Annotated in this window: 12 protein-coding genes; 7 read left to right on the top strand and 5 right to left on the bottom strand. The window is 64.4% G+C overall.

Features of this window, described 5'->3' with window-relative positions:
* Position 1 precedes the first annotated feature (1 nt).
* Positions 2 to 175, bottom strand: coding sequence for a hypothetical protein (locus D7S86_RS29800; protein ID WP_166444119.1), 174 nt, complete (start codon positions 173 to 175; stop codon positions 2 to 4).
* A gap of 203 nt (positions 176 to 378) precedes the next feature.
* Between D7S86_RS29800 and D7S86_RS30420 the strand changes: the two genes are divergently transcribed.
* The 4 genes from D7S86_RS30420 to D7S86_RS11540 all read left to right on the top strand — a co-directional run bounded on the left by D7S86_RS30420 (position 379) and on the right by D7S86_RS11540 (position 5,763).
* Positions 379 to 1,875 (top strand): methyl-accepting chemotaxis protein, encoded by a 1,497-nt coding sequence (locus D7S86_RS30420; protein WP_121086537.1) that lies wholly within the window; start codon positions 379 to 381, stop codon positions 1,873 to 1,875.
* A 211-nt stretch (positions 1,876 to 2,086) separates the two neighbouring features.
* Positions 2,087 to 3,955 carry a PQQ-dependent sugar dehydrogenase gene (locus tag D7S86_RS11550; RefSeq protein WP_205962792.1) on the top strand — a complete coding sequence of 623 codons (1,869 nt, stop codon included), beginning with the start codon at positions 2,087 to 2,089 and terminating at the stop codon, positions 3,953 to 3,955.
* 225 nt (positions 3,956 to 4,180) lie between these two features.
* Entirely contained in the window at positions 4,181 to 4,885 is a 705-nt protein-coding gene (locus tag D7S86_RS11545) for a carbonic anhydrase (protein ID WP_121086535.1), read from the top strand.
* The gene (locus D7S86_RS11540; protein WP_121086533.1) at positions 4,882 to 5,763 is read left to right on the top strand and encodes a bestrophin family protein; all 882 of its coding nucleotides are present in this window, start codon (positions 4,882 to 4,884) and stop codon (positions 5,761 to 5,763) included. The genes D7S86_RS11545 and D7S86_RS11540 overlap by 4 nt, the downstream gene beginning before the upstream one ends.
* 13 nt (positions 5,764 to 5,776) lie before the next feature.
* On the opposite strand, the gene hemB is transcribed toward D7S86_RS11540, so the two are convergent.
* Both hemB and D7S86_RS11530 read right to left on the bottom strand, forming a co-directional pair.
* On the bottom strand, positions 5,777 to 6,751 hold the full coding sequence (hemB, locus tag D7S86_RS11535; RefSeq protein WP_121086531.1) for a porphobilinogen synthase: 975 nt from the start codon (positions 6,749 to 6,751) through the stop codon (positions 5,777 to 5,779).
* A gap of 82 nt (positions 6,752 to 6,833) precedes the next feature.
* Positions 6,834 to 8,042: a multidrug effflux MFS transporter gene (locus D7S86_RS11530; RefSeq protein ID WP_121086529.1), complete on the bottom strand. Its 1,209-nt coding sequence runs from the start codon at positions 8,040 to 8,042 to the stop codon at positions 6,834 to 6,836.
* Positions 8,043 to 8,343: 301 nt separating this feature from the next.
* Between D7S86_RS11530 and D7S86_RS11525 the strand changes: the two genes are divergently transcribed.
* Both D7S86_RS11525 and D7S86_RS11520 read left to right on the top strand, forming a co-directional pair.
* A complete protein-coding gene (locus D7S86_RS11525; protein WP_121086527.1) occupies positions 8,344 to 9,276 on the top strand; it encodes a LysR family transcriptional regulator in 933 nt (310 codons plus the stop codon).
* Between the two features lie 218 nt (positions 9,277 to 9,494).
* Positions 9,495 to 10,475 (top strand): aldo/keto reductase, encoded by a 981-nt coding sequence (locus tag D7S86_RS11520; protein WP_121086525.1) that lies wholly within the window; start codon positions 9,495 to 9,497, stop codon positions 10,473 to 10,475.
* Here the strand turns inward: D7S86_RS11520 and D7S86_RS11515 are convergent.
* Positions 10,472 to 11,947: a CHASE2 domain-containing protein gene (locus tag D7S86_RS11515; protein ID WP_121086523.1), complete on the bottom strand. Its 1,476-nt coding sequence runs from the start codon at positions 11,945 to 11,947 to the stop codon at positions 10,472 to 10,474. The two genes, D7S86_RS11520 and D7S86_RS11515, sit on opposite strands and share 4 nt — an antisense overlap.
* A gap of 382 nt (positions 11,948 to 12,329) precedes the next feature.
* Here D7S86_RS11515 and katG point away from each other — a divergent pair, with 382 nt between their 5' ends.
* Positions 12,330 to 14,585, top strand: coding sequence for a catalase/peroxidase HPI (gene katG / locus D7S86_RS11510; protein WP_121086521.1), 2,256 nt, complete (start codon positions 12,330 to 12,332; stop codon positions 14,583 to 14,585).
* 61 nt (positions 14,586 to 14,646) lie between these two features.
* On the opposite strand, the gene D7S86_RS11505 is transcribed toward katG, so the two are convergent.
* Positions 14,647 to 15,996 (bottom strand): MFS transporter, encoded by a 1,350-nt coding sequence (locus tag D7S86_RS11505; RefSeq protein ID WP_121086519.1) that lies wholly within the window; start codon positions 15,994 to 15,996, stop codon positions 14,647 to 14,649.
* Positions 15,997 to 16,041 lie beyond the last annotated feature (45 nt).

Here is a 16,041-nt window from a genome sequence, read left to right as displayed (position 1 = left end):
TTCAGTCGCGAGCTTGCTTGTAGACGAGCGCGCCATCCTTTTGCGTGACGGCTTCGACATAGTTGCGCGCGCCGCACATCGGGCATCGGAACAGCAGGCCCTGCCCTTCGTTGTGAATATCGACTTCGGACACATCCCACTTTGCGCCGCACGACTGATTTCTACACGTGAACATCGAATTCTCCGGATTGCCTCGTCATGAGGCCGATGATGTCCGGCATTTTAATGGATTCGTTCATACGACCGACACCGTGACGTGCGAAGTCCCGAGAGAACAGCAAATCAAGCTCAAGGCGCCGATCGCCCATGCCGTTATCTCGATCATGCATCGGGAAGATGTCTTGAGCGGCATGCCTCAACGTTGTGCCAAGGCCCACTATGACAATCAAATTAAAACTCCAAGTCTTGATGCTCGTGACGCTGATCGCCATCGGCGGCGGCATCATCGTGACGGCGTTCGGATTCAGCGCCGTCAACGCTGCGCAAGCGTCATCGCATCGTCGAGAAACGCAAGTGCGCGGCCTGACGGAAATCAAGGCCAGCGCGCTCTCGACAGTCGAGCTCGACCCTACGTCTGATGATACGAAGAAAATCTTTTCCGACGCGGAACGCAACATCGAGAAATGGGGCGGCGTCATCGCGCCGCTGTTCAATTCGGCCGACCAACAGGAACGACTGCGCACGTTGCGCGCGCAGTGGACGGCCTACGACCAGAAGTCGCACCAACTGATGGACTTGGCCGCTCATGATCCGAAGAGCGCCAACGATCAGATCGTCGTCTTGTATCACTCCGACTTTCAGCCCTTGAGCGCGTCGATCGAGGCCATCATTACCGAGGCCGGGACGCGCGGCGAACAAGCGGCCGAATATGCCGAACACGAGAGCACGGAAGCCGTCAGGATGGTGATTGCCGTGTTGGTGTGCGCGATGGCGATCGTGGTCGGCGGCATGTTCATGCTGTCCCGTTCGATCGTGCGCGCGCTCAGCGGCATACGCGGGACGTTGCAGCACGCGAGCGAGTCGCTCGACCTCACGCAACGCGCATCGATTCAAGGCAAGGACGAAATCAGCCAGACCGCCGACGCCTTCAATCACCTGATCGCGCGGATCGCGGAAGTCATGGTCGCCGTACGCGACTCGGTGGAATCGGTCAGCACGGCCGCGAGACAGATCGCGACCGGCAATGTCGATTTATCGAGCCGTACCGAAGAACAAGCGGCCTCGCTCGAACAAACGGCCGCAAGCATGGATGAGCTGACCGGCACGGTGCGGCAGAACGCGGAGAACGCGCGGCAGGCGAACGACCTCGCGCAATCGTCGGCCACGGTGGCGGTCAAGGGCGGCGGCGTCGTGGGCGAAGTCGTCGCGACGATGGGCGACATCAACGCGAGTTCCGAGCGCATCGCCGACATCATCGGCGTGATCGACGGAATCGCTTTTCAGACCAATATCCTGGCGCTGAATGCCGCGGTCGAAGCGGCGCGCGCCGGCGAACACGGTCGCGGTTTCGCGGTGGTGGCCACCGAAGTGCGCACGCTCGCGCAACGATCGGCGTCGGCGGCGAAGGAGATCAAGACGCTGATCGAAAGCTCGGTCAACAAGATCGAAACCGGCGCGAAACTCGTCGACCAGGCAGGCAGCACGATGGACGACGTCGTGGCGAGCATTCAGAAGGTGACGCAGATCATGGGGGAAATCGCGTCGGCTTCCGATGAGCAAAGCAAGGGGATTCATCAGGTCGGACAAGCCGTCACGCAGATGGACGAAGTCACACAGCAGAACGCCGCGCTCGTTGAGCAGGCCGCGGCGGCGGCGCAGTCGCTTGAAGACCAAGCGAAGAAACTCCATGCGGCGGTGCGCGTGTTCAAGCTCTAAGTCTCGCGCACGGCGTCAGCCATGTTTTAGTCGAACTTATCCGGTCGCCGGCGCGCGCCAAGCGTGCGTCGCGCCGATCATCGCCCCGGCGATTCGGCCTTGCGCCGCCCTGCGCGAGAACCCCGCCCGCGCGCTAGAATCACACGGCCGCTGAACACGCCCGCGCTCCGATAGCGCGCCGCCTCGACTTCATGCCTCGTTCGATCGCGCGATGAACTTCGTCACATCGACTTTCGCTGAACGGTTCGCCATCGTGGCGTGTGCCGCGCTCTGCATGGTGGGTCTCCGTAGCGCCAGTGCGCAAAACGTCGCGCCGCAGCCTGCGTCGTCCGCGCAATCCGCCGCACAGTCTGCTGCACAAACCCACGCTCAATCGGCCACATCCTCCGCCCCGCCTGCCACCGCACAAGCCGCCGCGTCATCGCCTCCGACGACACCCACCGCGCGCGGCAAGATCTATTTCTCCGAGTACTGCGCGGCCTGCCACACCGACACGATCGGCGCCAACGGTCTCCCCGTCGCCGACGAAGGTCCGGGCCTCGCCGGCGTGCTCGGGCGACGCGCGGCAAGTTTGCCCAATTTCGCATACACCGATGCGCTGCATCATTCCGGCCTCACATGGGACGCCGCGACGCTCGACCGCTTCCTGAGCGCGCCCAATGCGCTCGTGCCCGGCACCAGGATGTCCGCGTCGATCGGCGACGCCACGGACCGGCATGACGTCATTGCCTATCTCGCGACGCTGACACCCGATCATGCTCAACGCGCGCCCGCCGCACCCGCACGCGCGCAGACGCCGACGCCCGTCTTCGACGCCAGCGATTGGCAGAACGCCGCGCCCGGCGTCGCGCACCATCTGACGACGGCCGATTTACCCGCGCCGTATGCCACGACCTCCGCGGGCAATGGACCTCAGGTCGTGCGACGTCCCGACTCGGCTTCATTGTCGGTACCGCCCGGCTTCACGGTGTCCGTCTTCGCATCGGGTCTCACGAACCCGCGCATCGTACGCGTCGCGCCGAACGGCGATATCTTCGTCGCCGAAACCGCCGCAAACCGCATCCGCATCCTGCGCGCCGCCGACGGCGCCACGACACCGTCGGTCAACGCGATCTACGCGGAAGGCCTCGATCGCCCCTTCGGCATCGCGTTCTATCCGCCCGGCGATCGCCCCGCCTGGATCTACATCGCGAACATCAATTCCGTCGTCCGCTTGCCCTATCGCTCAGGCGACGTTCACGCATCCGGCGAACCCGCGATCGTCGTGCCCGAATTGACCGAAAGCCGCGGCGGACATTCGACTCGCGACATCGCGTTCTCGCTCGACGGCAAACGCCTGTTCGTCTCGATCGGCTCGGGCTCGAACGTCGCCGAGTCGATGAGCCGCAAAAGCCCCGCCGCCGTCGCGCGCTGGGAATCCGAGCACGGGCTCGGCGCGGCCTGGGATACCGAAACGCATCGCGCTGCCGTCATGGTCACCGATCCCGAGGGCCGCATGCCATTGCGCACTTTCGCGACAGGGATACGCAACGGCGTCGGCATCGCGGTCGACCCGTCGACGGGCGAGCTCTGGGCATCGACGAACGAACGCGACGGCCTCGGCGACAATCTCGTCCCCGACTACATCACGCGCGTACGCGAAAGCGCGTTCTACGGCTGGCCCTGGTACTACATGGGCGCTCACGAAGATCCGCGGCACGCGAACGAACGCCCCGATCTCGCCGACAAGGTCCGCGTGCCCGACGTACTGCTTCAATCGCACTCGGCGCCGCTCGAAATGGGCTTCTATACGGCAACGCAAGGGCCCGCGGTCTTTCCGCTCGAATACCGAGGCGACGTGTTCGCGGCATTGCACGGCTCATGGAATCGAAGCACGCGCACGGGCTACAAGATCGTGCGCGTGCGGCTCGATCATGGCGTGCCGACGGGCGAATACGACGATTTCCTGACGGGCTTCGTGGTCGACGAACACGCCGTCTGGGGACGCCCGGTCGGCGTCGCCGTCGCGCATGACGGCGCCTTGCTCGTCACGGACGACGGCAGCGGCACGATCTGGCGTGTCGCCTATACGAGGCGCTAGGATCGGACATCGGACACTGGGTCGGACCGCTGAAACCGCACGACGCGACGTTCATCGATCCGAGCACGTGCACGCGGCACGCCACGAGCCCGAACGTCCGATTCAGTTCGGCACATGTCATATCGGCGGCGTACACTCTCGACGCATCGCCACGCGCGCGTCGACGTGCATCGCACCGCATCGAGCGCACGCGCGAGCCCTCCACCCGTGACCCGAGACCCTGTCATGTCCGACGCCCATCCCCCCGGTGAACCCTGTCACGATCCCGCGTGCCAACATGGTCTGCTCGAACTGCTCGACGGCGTCGATACGTTCAGCCGCGATGTCTTCCCCGGGAATAAAGCCCTCTTCGAAAGCCTCGCGCACGGACAATCGCCGCACACGCTGTTCGTCACATGCGCCGACTCGCGCGTGTCCCCCGAGATGATCACGCAGACGCAGCCCGGCGAGCTGTTCGTCTGCCGCAACATCGGCAATATCGTGCCCGCGTATGGCGAAATGCTCGGCGGCGTGTCGGCGGTCGTCGAATTCGCGGTGCTTGCGCTCAACGTCAAGCAGATCGTGATCTGCGGCCATACGGACTGCGGCGCGATGAAAGGGCTCGCGTCGGGCTCGGCCGCCACGGCCGGCATGCCGACCGTGCAGACCTGGCTGCGCAATGCCGAAGCCGCGCGCGGCGTCGTGCTCGCGCGTCACACCGAGGAAGACGGCCTCGTGCAGGCCATGGTCGAAGAAAACGTGCGGCTCCAGCTCGTGCATCTGCGCACGCATCCGGCCGTCGCCGCGCGGCTCGCCGAGCGCCGTGTCGCCATCCAGGGCTGGGTCTACGACATCGGCCACGGCCGCATCAGCGTGCTCGACGACGAAGGCGTGCGCTTCGACACGCTTGAACGCGCCCGCGAACGCCTCGAGCAGCGCGCGCGCTCATGATCGTCCCGGGGCGCCCGCGCATCACGCAGATCGTGCTCTACGTGGGCAAGCCCCTCGCATGGCTGTTCGTCTGGGATGTCGCGGTCACCGCGTTTTATCTGAACGCGCCCGGCACCTTCACGTTTCCGGCGCTGCCGCTCTCGCTGTTCGGTTCGGCGCTCATCATCTACCTCGGATTTCGCAACGCGACGGCCTATGCGCGCTGGTGGGAAGCCCGCACGCTGTGGGGCGCGACCGTCAATCATTCGAGAAGCTTCGCGCGCGAGGCCGATCTGCTGTTCGCGAGCACGCGCGCATCGTTGCAACAGACGCTGACGATCCGGCAGATCGCCTATGTGCATGCGCTTCGATTACATTTGCGCAAGCAGCCGCCTTGGGACACGCTCGCCGCGCTGCTCGACGCCGAAGAAATCGAGCGGCTTCGTCGGGTCGCCAACGTACCGAACGCGATCCTGCTCAAGACGGCCGATCTGATCGGCACGCAGGGCGGACTCGACGGTGTACGGCTCGCGATATTCGAAACGACGTTGCGTGAATTGACGAATGCGCAAGGCGGCATGGAGCGGATCCGCAATACGCCGTTTCCGGTCCAGTACGCGACGTTCCCCGTGCTGTTCACGCAGGTGTTCTGCATCCTGTTGCCGCTCGGCCTCGTCGAGGCCCTGCAGTACTACACCCCGATCGGCTCGACGGGCGTCGGCTTTATGTTTCTGGCGCTACTGCAGATCGGCAAAGATATGGAGCATCCGTTCGCGAATACGCCGAACGATGTGCCGATGAGCGCACTGACGCGCTCGATCGAAATCGATCTGCGCGACGGACTCGGCGAAACGCACGGGCTCGAACCCGTGCAGCCCGAAAATGGGGTGCTCTGGTAGCACCCCGTGTCGATCAAAGACCTTGTGTCGCGATATCCATCGCGAAGTACGTCAGGATCAGATCGGCGCCGGCGCGCTTGATCGCGCCGAGCGTTTCGCGCACGACCTTGTGCTCGTCGACCGCGCCTGCCGCGGCCCCGAACTTGATCATCGCGTACTCGCCGCTGACCTGATAGGCCGCGAGCGGCAGGCGCGACGCGTCGCGAATATCGCGGATCACGTCGAGATACGCGCCCGCGGGCTTGACCATCAGCGCATCGGCGCCTTCTTCTTCGTCGAGCAATGACTCGCGCACGGCTTCGCGACGGTTCATCGGGTTCATCTGATACGTCTTCCGATCGCCTTGCAGCGTCGTGCCGCCTGCCTCGCGGAACGGGCCATAGAGCGACGACGCGAACTTCGTCGAGTAGGCCATGATGCCCGTGTCCTCGAAACCCGCCGCGTCGAGCGCGCGGCGAATCGCGAGAACCTGGCCGTCCATCGCGGCCGACGGCGCGATCATGTCGGCCCCGGCTTGCGCGGCGACGACCGCCTGCTTGCCGATATTCTCGAGCGTTTGATCGTTATGCACCGTGCCGCCGTGCAGCACGCCGCAATGACCATGATCGGTGTATTCGCAGAAACACGTGTCCGACATGACGACCATCTCGGGCACGGCCTGCTTCGCGATACGCGACATCCGCGCCACGAGGCCGTCTTCTCGCCACGTGTCGCTGCCGACGTCGTCCTTGTGATGCGAAATGCCGAACGTCATGATCGCGCGAATGCCCGCGCGCGCATACCGTTCGACTTCGCCGGCGAGCTTCGATTCGGGGATCCGGCGCACACCGGGCATGCTCGTGATGTCGGCGAAATCCTGTACGCCCTCTTCCACGAAGATCGGCAGGACCAGATCGTCGACGCTCAACTCCGTTTCTTGAAACAGCGTGCGCAACGTCGGCGATTTTCTAAGGCGACGGGGACGAACAAGCGGAAATCCACCAGACATCGAAAGCTCCAATCCATGCAGAGAATGGGGAGATTCCGCGCGCCGCGCGGAATCGCGATCGGGCAAGGATAGCAGACGTGCCCTATTTGCTCTCGGCCACGGCCGCGCCGGCCGCTTCGCGGCGCAAGGTGAATTGCGCGATCACGAAGGTCGTCAGGGCCGTGGCGGCGATGCAGACGACCATCGGCTTCGCGGTGCCGTCCGCGACGAGTCCCGACAGGGCCATCACGATCGCGCCGACGACGAATTGCATCGCGCCCATCAATGCAGACGCCGTTCCCGCGATCGCGCCGTGATGATCGAGCGAAAGCACCGCCGCGGTCGGCAGCACGAGTCCGAGAAAGCCGTAGCCGATAAACAGAAACACGACCATGACGACGAGATTGTCGACCCCGCCGACGAACAACAGCGCGAGCACGACCATCGCGGCCGCGAAGCCCGTGACCGCCACGCGGATCACGCGCGGCAGACCATAGCGGCGCGACATATGCGCGGTCAGTTGCGTGACGCCGAAGAACGCCGCCGCATTGAGCGCGAAGCACAGGCTGAACATCGTCGGCGTCAGCCCGTAGTGATTGACGATCACGAACGACGCATTCGACAGATAGACAAAGAACGCCGAAATGCCGAACGCGCCTGTCAACGTGAGCCCGACGAAATACGGATCGCGCAGCAGCTTGCCGTAGGCCGCGAATGCGCCGCCCCACGTGCTGCTCGCGCGATGGTGCGCTTCGCGCGTCTCGTGGAGTTGCCAGACCGCGAGCACCGACGCGATCGCGGCCGCGATCGTAAGCGCCCAGAACACGCCGCGCCAGCCGAAGACCCCGATGATGAGGCTGCCGGTCAGCGGCGCGAGAATCGGCGAGACGCTGACGACGAGCATCAGCATCGAAATCAACTGGGTCGCTTCGTGCCCCGTATGCATGTCGCGCACGATCGCGCGCGGAATGACCATGCCCGCGCACGCGCCCACGGCCTGGATCACGCGAAACACGATCAGCGATTCGATCGTCGGCGCGAACGCGCAGCCGATGCTGCCGATCGTAAAGATCGCCAGTCCCGCATAGATCGGACGCTTGCGGCCGACCATATCGGCAAGCGGCCCATAGACGAGCTGGCAGATGCCGAGCGTGACGAAGAACGCCGTCAGGCTCATTTGCACGGACGAGGCCGAGGCGTTGAGCGAGCCGCCGATCGACGGCAACGCAGGCAGGTACATATCGATCGCAAACGGGCCGACCGCGGTGATCAGGCCCAATACGATCGCAATTCGAAGAAATCGGCGTGTCATGTCAGTCAAGTGCGAAAACCGGCGCGTGCAGGCGCGACGCGTCTCGATGCCGAGCCCAAGGACTCGGGAAAACACGTAAGTCTAATCCAGGTCGGCCCTTACCTTTCATTATGAAAATGGAGACCGTTGCGCCGTATCCGCGCCGGACGGCCTCGCTTGCGCATCGATCTCCGTACGTCTCGGGCGACGAACGGCGCGCGCCGATTTCGACAAGTCCGCGCGACGCGAGTGCGCGCCCCCATGCCCCGCGCGGCCCGGCCGGCACCGCGGCGCGCGATTCGGCGGTACCATTCGAGCCGCTATGGACCAGACACGCGTACTTTCGATATTTCTGAGCGTTGCGCGCACGCGCAGCTTCACGCACGCCGCACAAGCCGTCGGCTTGACGCCGCCCGCGGTCAGCCGCGCGATCGCGCAACTCGAAGCGCATCTCGGCGTGCGGCTCGTGAACCGCAGCACGCGCAAGGTCAGCCTGACCGACGAAGGCGCGCGCTTGTTCGAACTCGCCGACGCGGGCCTGCGCCTGCTCGACGAAGCGATGGATCAGACGCGCTACAGCAAGCACGAAGTCGCGGGCGTGATCCGCCTCGCCGCGTCGAACTCGTTCGGCAGCCGCCAACTGATTCCGCTGATCAAACGCTTTCAGGCGCATTACCCTGACGTCGTCTTCGATGTGCTGCTCGAAGACCAATTGACCGACATGATCACGGCCAAGATCGATGTCGGCTTCCGTTCGGGCAACGAACCCGCCGAAAGCCTCATCGCGCGGCTGCTCGCGCCGATCCGCATGGAGATTTGCGCCTCGCCCGATTATCTGCGCGAACACGGCACGCCGCGCAATGTCGACGAATTGCTTCGGCATCGCTGCACCGGATACCGTCATCCCGGTACCGGCCGGATCATGCCGTGGTCGTTGCAGATCGACGGCGAACTCGTTCACCAGGACGTGCCCGCGGTCATTACGCTGAACCAGGTCGAATCGGAGCTTCGGGCAATCCGCGACGGCATCGGCATCGGCCAGATGCCCGACTATATGATTGCCGAAGATCTCGCCGCCGGAACGATCGTCACGCTGCTCGACGAACTCGCGACCCATCATTCGGGCCTCTATATCTACTACGCGCAGCGCAAGCAATTGCCTGTTCGTGTGCGGCGCTTCATCGACTTTGTCATGAGCGAGGTCGAAGCGGGTTGGCTGCAGGGCGATCGGGTCAAATTGGTCGTCGAGGGTTAGGCAAGCAGACCGTCAAGCGCGTCGCCATCGTTAGCGGGCCCGCGCGATGACCCCCGGCGAAAACATCGGCGCGCGCCCGATGCGCGCTGCATTTGTGCGCATGACTTCATACACTGTTTCGCGTCGCACGATTGCCAGCGCCGGACCGCGTGCCGATAATTTTTTGCTCCGGCGCTCGCGCCGTTTCCTTTTTGCGCTCAAACAACAGGAGTGGCCTGATGGAATTTACGAAGCTGGGACGCACGGGCGTCGATGTGTCACGTCTGTGCCTCGGTTGCATGAGTTACGGCGCGCCCGATCGCGGCACGCATCCGTGGACGCTTGACGAAGGCCAGGCCCGCCCGTTCATCAAGAAAGCGCTCGATCTCGGCATCAATTTCTTCGACACCGCGAACGTCTATTCAGCCGGCACGAGCGAAGAAATCGTCGGCCGCGCGCTCAAGGAATACGCGAAGCGCGACGAAATCGTGCTCGCAACCAAGGTCAACGGCCGTATGCACCAAGGACCGAACGGCGCGGGCCTCTCGCGCAAGGCGATCCTGTCGGAAATCGATGCGAGCCTGCGCCGCCTCGGCACCGACTACGTCGATCTCTATCAGATCCACCGCTGGGACTATGAGACGCCGATCGAGGAAACGATGGAAGCGCTGCACGACGTCGTCAAGGCCGGCAAGGCGCGTTATATCGGTGCATCGTCGATGTATGCGTGGCAATTCGCCAAAGCGCTGCATGTGGCCGAACGCCATAACTGGACGCGCTTCGTCACCATGCAGAACTACGTGAATCTGCTTTATCGCGAGGAAGAGCGCGAGATGTTGCCGCTGTGCGCGGCCGAAGGCATCGGCGTGATTCCGTGGAGCCCGCTCGCGCGCGGCCGCCTTACGCGCGATTGGGACACGCAAAGCGCACGCTCCGACACGGATGCGTTCGGCAAGACGCTCTATGCGAACACCGAACATGCAGACCGCCAGGTCGTCGAAGCCGTCGCCGAAATCGCGAAGGCGCGCGGTATTCCGCGCGCGCAGGTCGCGCTCGCGTGGGTGCTGCAGAAATCCGTGATCACGGCCCCGATCATCGGCGCGACCAAGCACGAACATCTCGACGACGCCGTCGCCGCACTGTCCGTCAAGCTCACGGCCGACGAGATCGCCAAGCTCGAAGCGAAGTACGTGCCGCACGCGGTGACGGGCTTCAACTAAGCATGGCCCGCGCGGCTCTCCGTCTCGTCGCGCGCTTGTGAATCGACGGGGATGGTCTTGCTCGGGCCTTCGTTCCCGAGCAAGGCCGTCGAGAAAAAGCAGCCCATGACCGCGGACAAAATAATGAAAATCGACGCGGCATCGACGAGCCACCCGAAGTATTTGAACAACAACAAGCAGCTATAAAGCGTCAGCAAATTCAGCATGACGCCGAGAATCGCCGAGGCTTTCGGCACCGCGCGCACGATTTTCGCTAACCGCGAATCCGTGCGCGGCAAATACCAGATGATCAGCAAGCCGAACGCCATGATGAAGGCGGACTCGACCGGTTTAAGCCATGTCGGCCGACGCAGAAACCGGCCTTCGAAAATACTCTCGATGACCTGAGCCTGGATTTCGATGCCGGGTACGAGTTCGCCGAGCACGGTCGTGCGCATGTCGGTCAGGCCCGCGCCCGTCAGCCCGACGAGCACGAGCTTGTTGTGCAGCCGGTCCGCGTCGGTCTTGCCGTCGATGATGTCGCGCGCCGACACATAGCGATCCTGCGTCGACTGGATCGACGCGTAATGCAGCCGGAATGCGCCGTCCGATTGCGTCGGCACGCGCACATCGGCCACGCCCACGCCGCGTACGCCGAATCGATCCGAGAACACGTCGATCGCCGACGACGCCGTCGCGACGCGCAGCATTTCGATCGGCAATCCCGGCACGAGCCGCTCGCCGAGTCCCATGATCAGCGGAACGCGCCGCACCGTGCCCTGTTCGAGCGCGACGTTGAGCATGGCCTGCCCGTGCGCGGCGCCCTGAAGCACCGGCAGACTCGCAAGCACATGGTCGAAACGACGGACCTTGTCGATCGGGTCCGGCCCGTGCACGCGCACGGGCGCGCTCAACATATCGGTGCTCGTCGAGAACGAGGCATGATCGAATGCCGCCGCGCCGAGGATCGACGGCGCCGCATGCAGCGATTTCGCAAGAATGGCCTCGTGATTCGGCAACGCGCGCAATTGAACCGCGAGATCGGAGGCCGGATCCGACAAATTGTCGGCGACTTTGTCGGGCGACGTTTCGTCGGGCTCGGGCATATAGATATCGAGCCCGATCGCGACGGGCCGTTGGGCGGCGATCGCATCGATCAACGCCGCAAGCCGATTGCGCGGCCACGGCCATTGCCCGACCTCGGCCAGCGTACGGTCGTCGATCTCGACGATCGTCACGGGCTGCGAAGCGGGAATACGCGGATAGCGCCGCTGATAGTGATCGAACAGCAGTTCGCGCGGCACCGCGAAGGTATCGAGCACGAGGCTTTCAAACACGCGTACCGTTTCCGAATGCCCGTCCTTGCGCGGCATTTCGCTCGCGATATTGAGCAGGCTCAAGCCGAACAACACGACGAGCGCCATCGGACGTCCCTTGCCGGCGCGGGCAATCGTCCTGAGCGTGGCAAGCGACGCGTCGATCAAGCGATTCATGCCGGCATGCACTCCTGCGCTTCGTTGCGGATCGCGTGATCGTCGCATCGCCGGCGCGAACGGTCCACGATCCCTAGCGCATGAAACATGTTCACGCGCACGCCGGACGCGCCAGACACGCAGCGTGCGCGGCACGCAGGGCGCCTCGTATACGGCGCCCGCGTGGCCGGTGCGACACAGTCGTGTCGTGTCGGCTATAAATACTGTCGGTTCACAAAAAAACGGCCGAGTGCCCGAGTCACGCGCCGGCATGGACCGGGATGGGCCTGGATACGGCCCCGGCGTCAAATGCGGCGATCGATGGTCCAACGTACGTCGACCCGGCCCGTGGCGCGTGCGCACGGCAACCGATCGGAGACAGGTCCCCTTTTAGGAGAACAGCATGTCAAGCGAGCAACAATGTCCGTTCCATCATTCGGCAGGCGGCGGCACGACCAATCGCGACTGGTGGCCCAAGCAATTGCGAGTGGATTTGCTAAGCCAGCATTCGGACCGGTCCGATCCGATGGACAAGGATTTCCATTACGCCGAAGCCTTCAAGACGCTCGACCTCGCCGCCGTCAAGCGCGACCTCGCGGCGCTCATGACCGACTCCCAACCGTGGTGGCCGGCCGATTTCGGGCACTACGGGCCGCTGTTTATCCGGATGGCCTGGCATAGCGCGGGCACGTATCGGATCGGCGACGGCCGCGGCGGCGCGGGCCGCGGTCAACAGCGTTTCGCGCCGCTCAATAGCTGGCCCGACAACGTGAGCCTCGACAAGGCGCGGCGTTTGCTTTGGCCGATCAAGCAGAAATACGGCCGCGCCATTTCGTGGGCGGACTTGCTGATCCTGACCGGCAATGTCGCGCTCGAAACGATGGGCTTCAAGACCTTCGGCTTCGCGGGCGGACGCGAAGACAGTTGGGAACCCGACCAGGACGTCTATTGGGGCGACGAAAAGACGTGGCTCGGCGGCGATGTCCGCTACGGCAAGGGCGCGGCGGGTCATCCCGCTGACGAGGGCGTCGTGGTCGCCGACCAGGATCTGCATGGCGCCGAACACAGCCGTACCGACACGGGACGCAACCTCGAAAACCCGTTGGGCGCGGTGCAGATGGGCTTGATCTACGTGAATCCCGAGGGTCCGGACGGCAATCCCGATCCGCTCGCGGCGGCGATCGATATCCGCGAGACGTTCGCGCGCATGGCGATGAACGACGAAGAAACTGTCGCGCTCATCGCGGGCGGCCATACGTTCGGCAAGACGCACGGCGCGGGTCCCGCGAGCCATGTCGGCGCGGAACCCGAGGCCGCGGCACTCGAACTCCAGGGCCTCGGCTGGAAAAGCACCTATGGCACGGGCATCGCGGGCGACGCGATCACGAGCGGCCTCGAAGTCACGTGGACCAGCACGCCGACGCGATGGGGCAACGAGTTCTTCGAAAATCTGTTCGGCTATGAATGGGAACTGACGAAAAGCCCCGCCGGCGCGCATCAATGGGTCGCGAAACACGCCGACGCAAAGATCCCGCTCGCGCACGACGCCACGAAAAAGCAGTTGCCGACGATGCTGACGACGGATCTGTCGCTGCGTGTCGATCCGGTCTACGAGAAGATTTCGCGACGCTTCCTCGCGGATCCCGCATCGTTCGCCGATGCGTTCGCGCGCGCATGGTTCAAGCTCACGCATCGCGACATGGGGCCGAAAGCGCGTTACCTCGGGCCTGAAGTGCCGCACGAAGACCTGATCTGGCAAGACCCGATTCCCGCCGTCACGCATCCGCTCGTCGATGCGCAGGATGTCGCAGCGCTCAAGAAGACGATTCGTGCATCGGGGCTCGGCGTGACGCAGCGCGTATCGACCGCATGGGCATCGGCATCGACGTTCCGGGGCTCCGACAAGCGCGGCGGCGCGAACGGCGCGCGGATTCGCCTCGCGCCGCAAAAGGACTGGCCGGTCAACCAACCCGCGGAACTCGCGCACGTACTCGGCATCCTCGAACGGATCCAGGCCGATTTCAATGCGTCGGGCGGCAAGCAGATCTCGCTAGCCGACCTCATCGTGCTTGCGGGCAATACGGGCATCGAGGACGCCGCCGAAAAAGCCGGCCATCGCATCGACGTGCCGTTTTCACCGGGCCGCGCCGATGCCTCGCAAGCGCAGACCGACGTCGAGTCCGTCAACGCGCTCGAACCGCGCGCCGACGGTTTCCGCAATTACCTCAAGCACCGGTTTCCCGTTCCCGCCGAAGTCCTGCTCATCGACAAGGCGCAATTGCTGACGCTCACCGCGCCCGAGATGACCGTGCTGATCGGCGGCCTGCGCGTGCTCGACGTGCGCGCGGGCGGCGACATGCATGGCCTGTTCACGACGCGGCCGGGCACGCTGACGAACGACTTTTTCCGCAATCTGCTCGATATGGGCATCGAATGGACGCCGACGTCGCCCGCGCGCGAGACCTTCGAGGGCGCGGACCGCAAGACGGGCGCGATTCGCTGGACGGGCACGCGCGTCGATCTCGTGTTCGGCTCGCACTCGGTGCTTCGCGCCTTGGCCGAAGTCTATGCACAGGACGATGCCGCGGAAAAATTCGTGCACGACTTCGTCGCGGCCTGGGTCAAGGTCATGAATCTCGACCGGTTCGATCTGCGGTAAGGGCCGTCGCGGCGCGCCGCGGGGTCGGCGGCGCGCCGATCCCGCGGCACATGTTCCGACCTCAAGCGAGCTGCGCGCTCGGCCGCACGGTCATTCCGAACACGGCCATCGCCACGCCCGCGATGACGGCCGGCACGGCGATCGTCACGAACAGCGCGGGCATGGTGAAGCCCGAAGCGAGCATCGCACCGCCCGATACCGCGCCGACGACGGAGCCGATCCGTCCGACGCCGTTCGCGACGCTGACGCCCGTTGCGCGGCACTCGGTCGGATAGAAGGCAGCCGACAACGCGTTCGCGCCGACCTGCGATCCCGATACGCAAAACCCCGCGCCGCAGACCATCAGTGCGGCAAGCCACGGCGTCGCCGTCAGATAGCCGAGCGCCGCGATGAAAACGCCGGCCGCCGCATAGCTGACGGCGAGCACGAACTTCGGATTCAGACGGTCCATGAGCCAGCCGAGCACGATCGCGCCGATCGTTCCGCCGACCTGAAACATCGCCGTCACGAGCGCGGCCGTGCGCATCGTCGCACCGCTTGCGTGAAGCAAGGTCGGCAACCAGCTCGACAGCAGATAGATCACGAGCAAGCTCATGAAGAACGCGGCCCACAACAGCAGCGTGCCGCGCAGCAACGCGGGATTCAGCAAATGAAGCACGCGCGGTCTCGCGTCCGACGCGACCGCATCGGACGCGGCTTCCGCAATCGAAAAACTCGCGCCGTCGAGCCGCGGATCCCGTGCGATGCGCGCAAGCGTGCGCGCGATGACATCCGACGACCGTCGCGCATTGACCATATAGCGCACGGATTCCGGCAACCACGCGGCGAGTGCGAGCGCAAGAACGAGCGGCGCGCATCCGCCCGCGATCAACACCGAGCGCCATCCGAAATCCTGAATCAACGCAGCGGCGACGAAACCGCCGAGCGCCGAGCCGAGCGTAAAGCCGCAGAACATCGTCGTCACGAGAAACGAGCGGCGCGCGGACGGACAGTATTCGGAGGTCAACGTAATCGCATTCGGCATCGCGCCGCCGAGTCCGAGCCCCGTCATAAAGCGCAGCGCGACCAGCCATCCCGGCGACGGGGCCGCGGCCGAAACCAGGCTCGCCACGCCAAAGCCCACCACGCAGAGCATGAGCAGACGCTTGCGTCCGATCCGGTCGCCGAACGGGCCGAACACGAGCGCACCCGCCATGAGCCCGGCGAGTCCCGCACCGAAAATCGGCGCAAGCTGCGCCGGCGAGAGTGCCCAATAAACGTGTATCGCGGGCGCGATAAAGCCGATCGCCGCCGTATCGAAGCCGTCGAGCGCGACGATCAGAAAACAGAGCGCGACGATGCGCAATTGAAAACGCGATACGCGATGCCGATCGATAAACGCGGTCACGTCGACGTAAGCAGGCTGGGTCATGCATGTCTCCTGATGGGCATACCGGTTCTGAGCCGCGCGAGACGA

The organism is Pararobbsia silviterrae, assembly GCF_003628125.1.
Taxonomy (GTDB): Bacteria; Pseudomonadota; Gammaproteobacteria; order Burkholderiales; family Burkholderiaceae; genus Pararobbsia; species Pararobbsia silviterrae.
The sequence above is the reverse complement of the archived record's forward strand: the minus strand, read 5'-3'. Positions and strand labels throughout refer to the sequence as shown.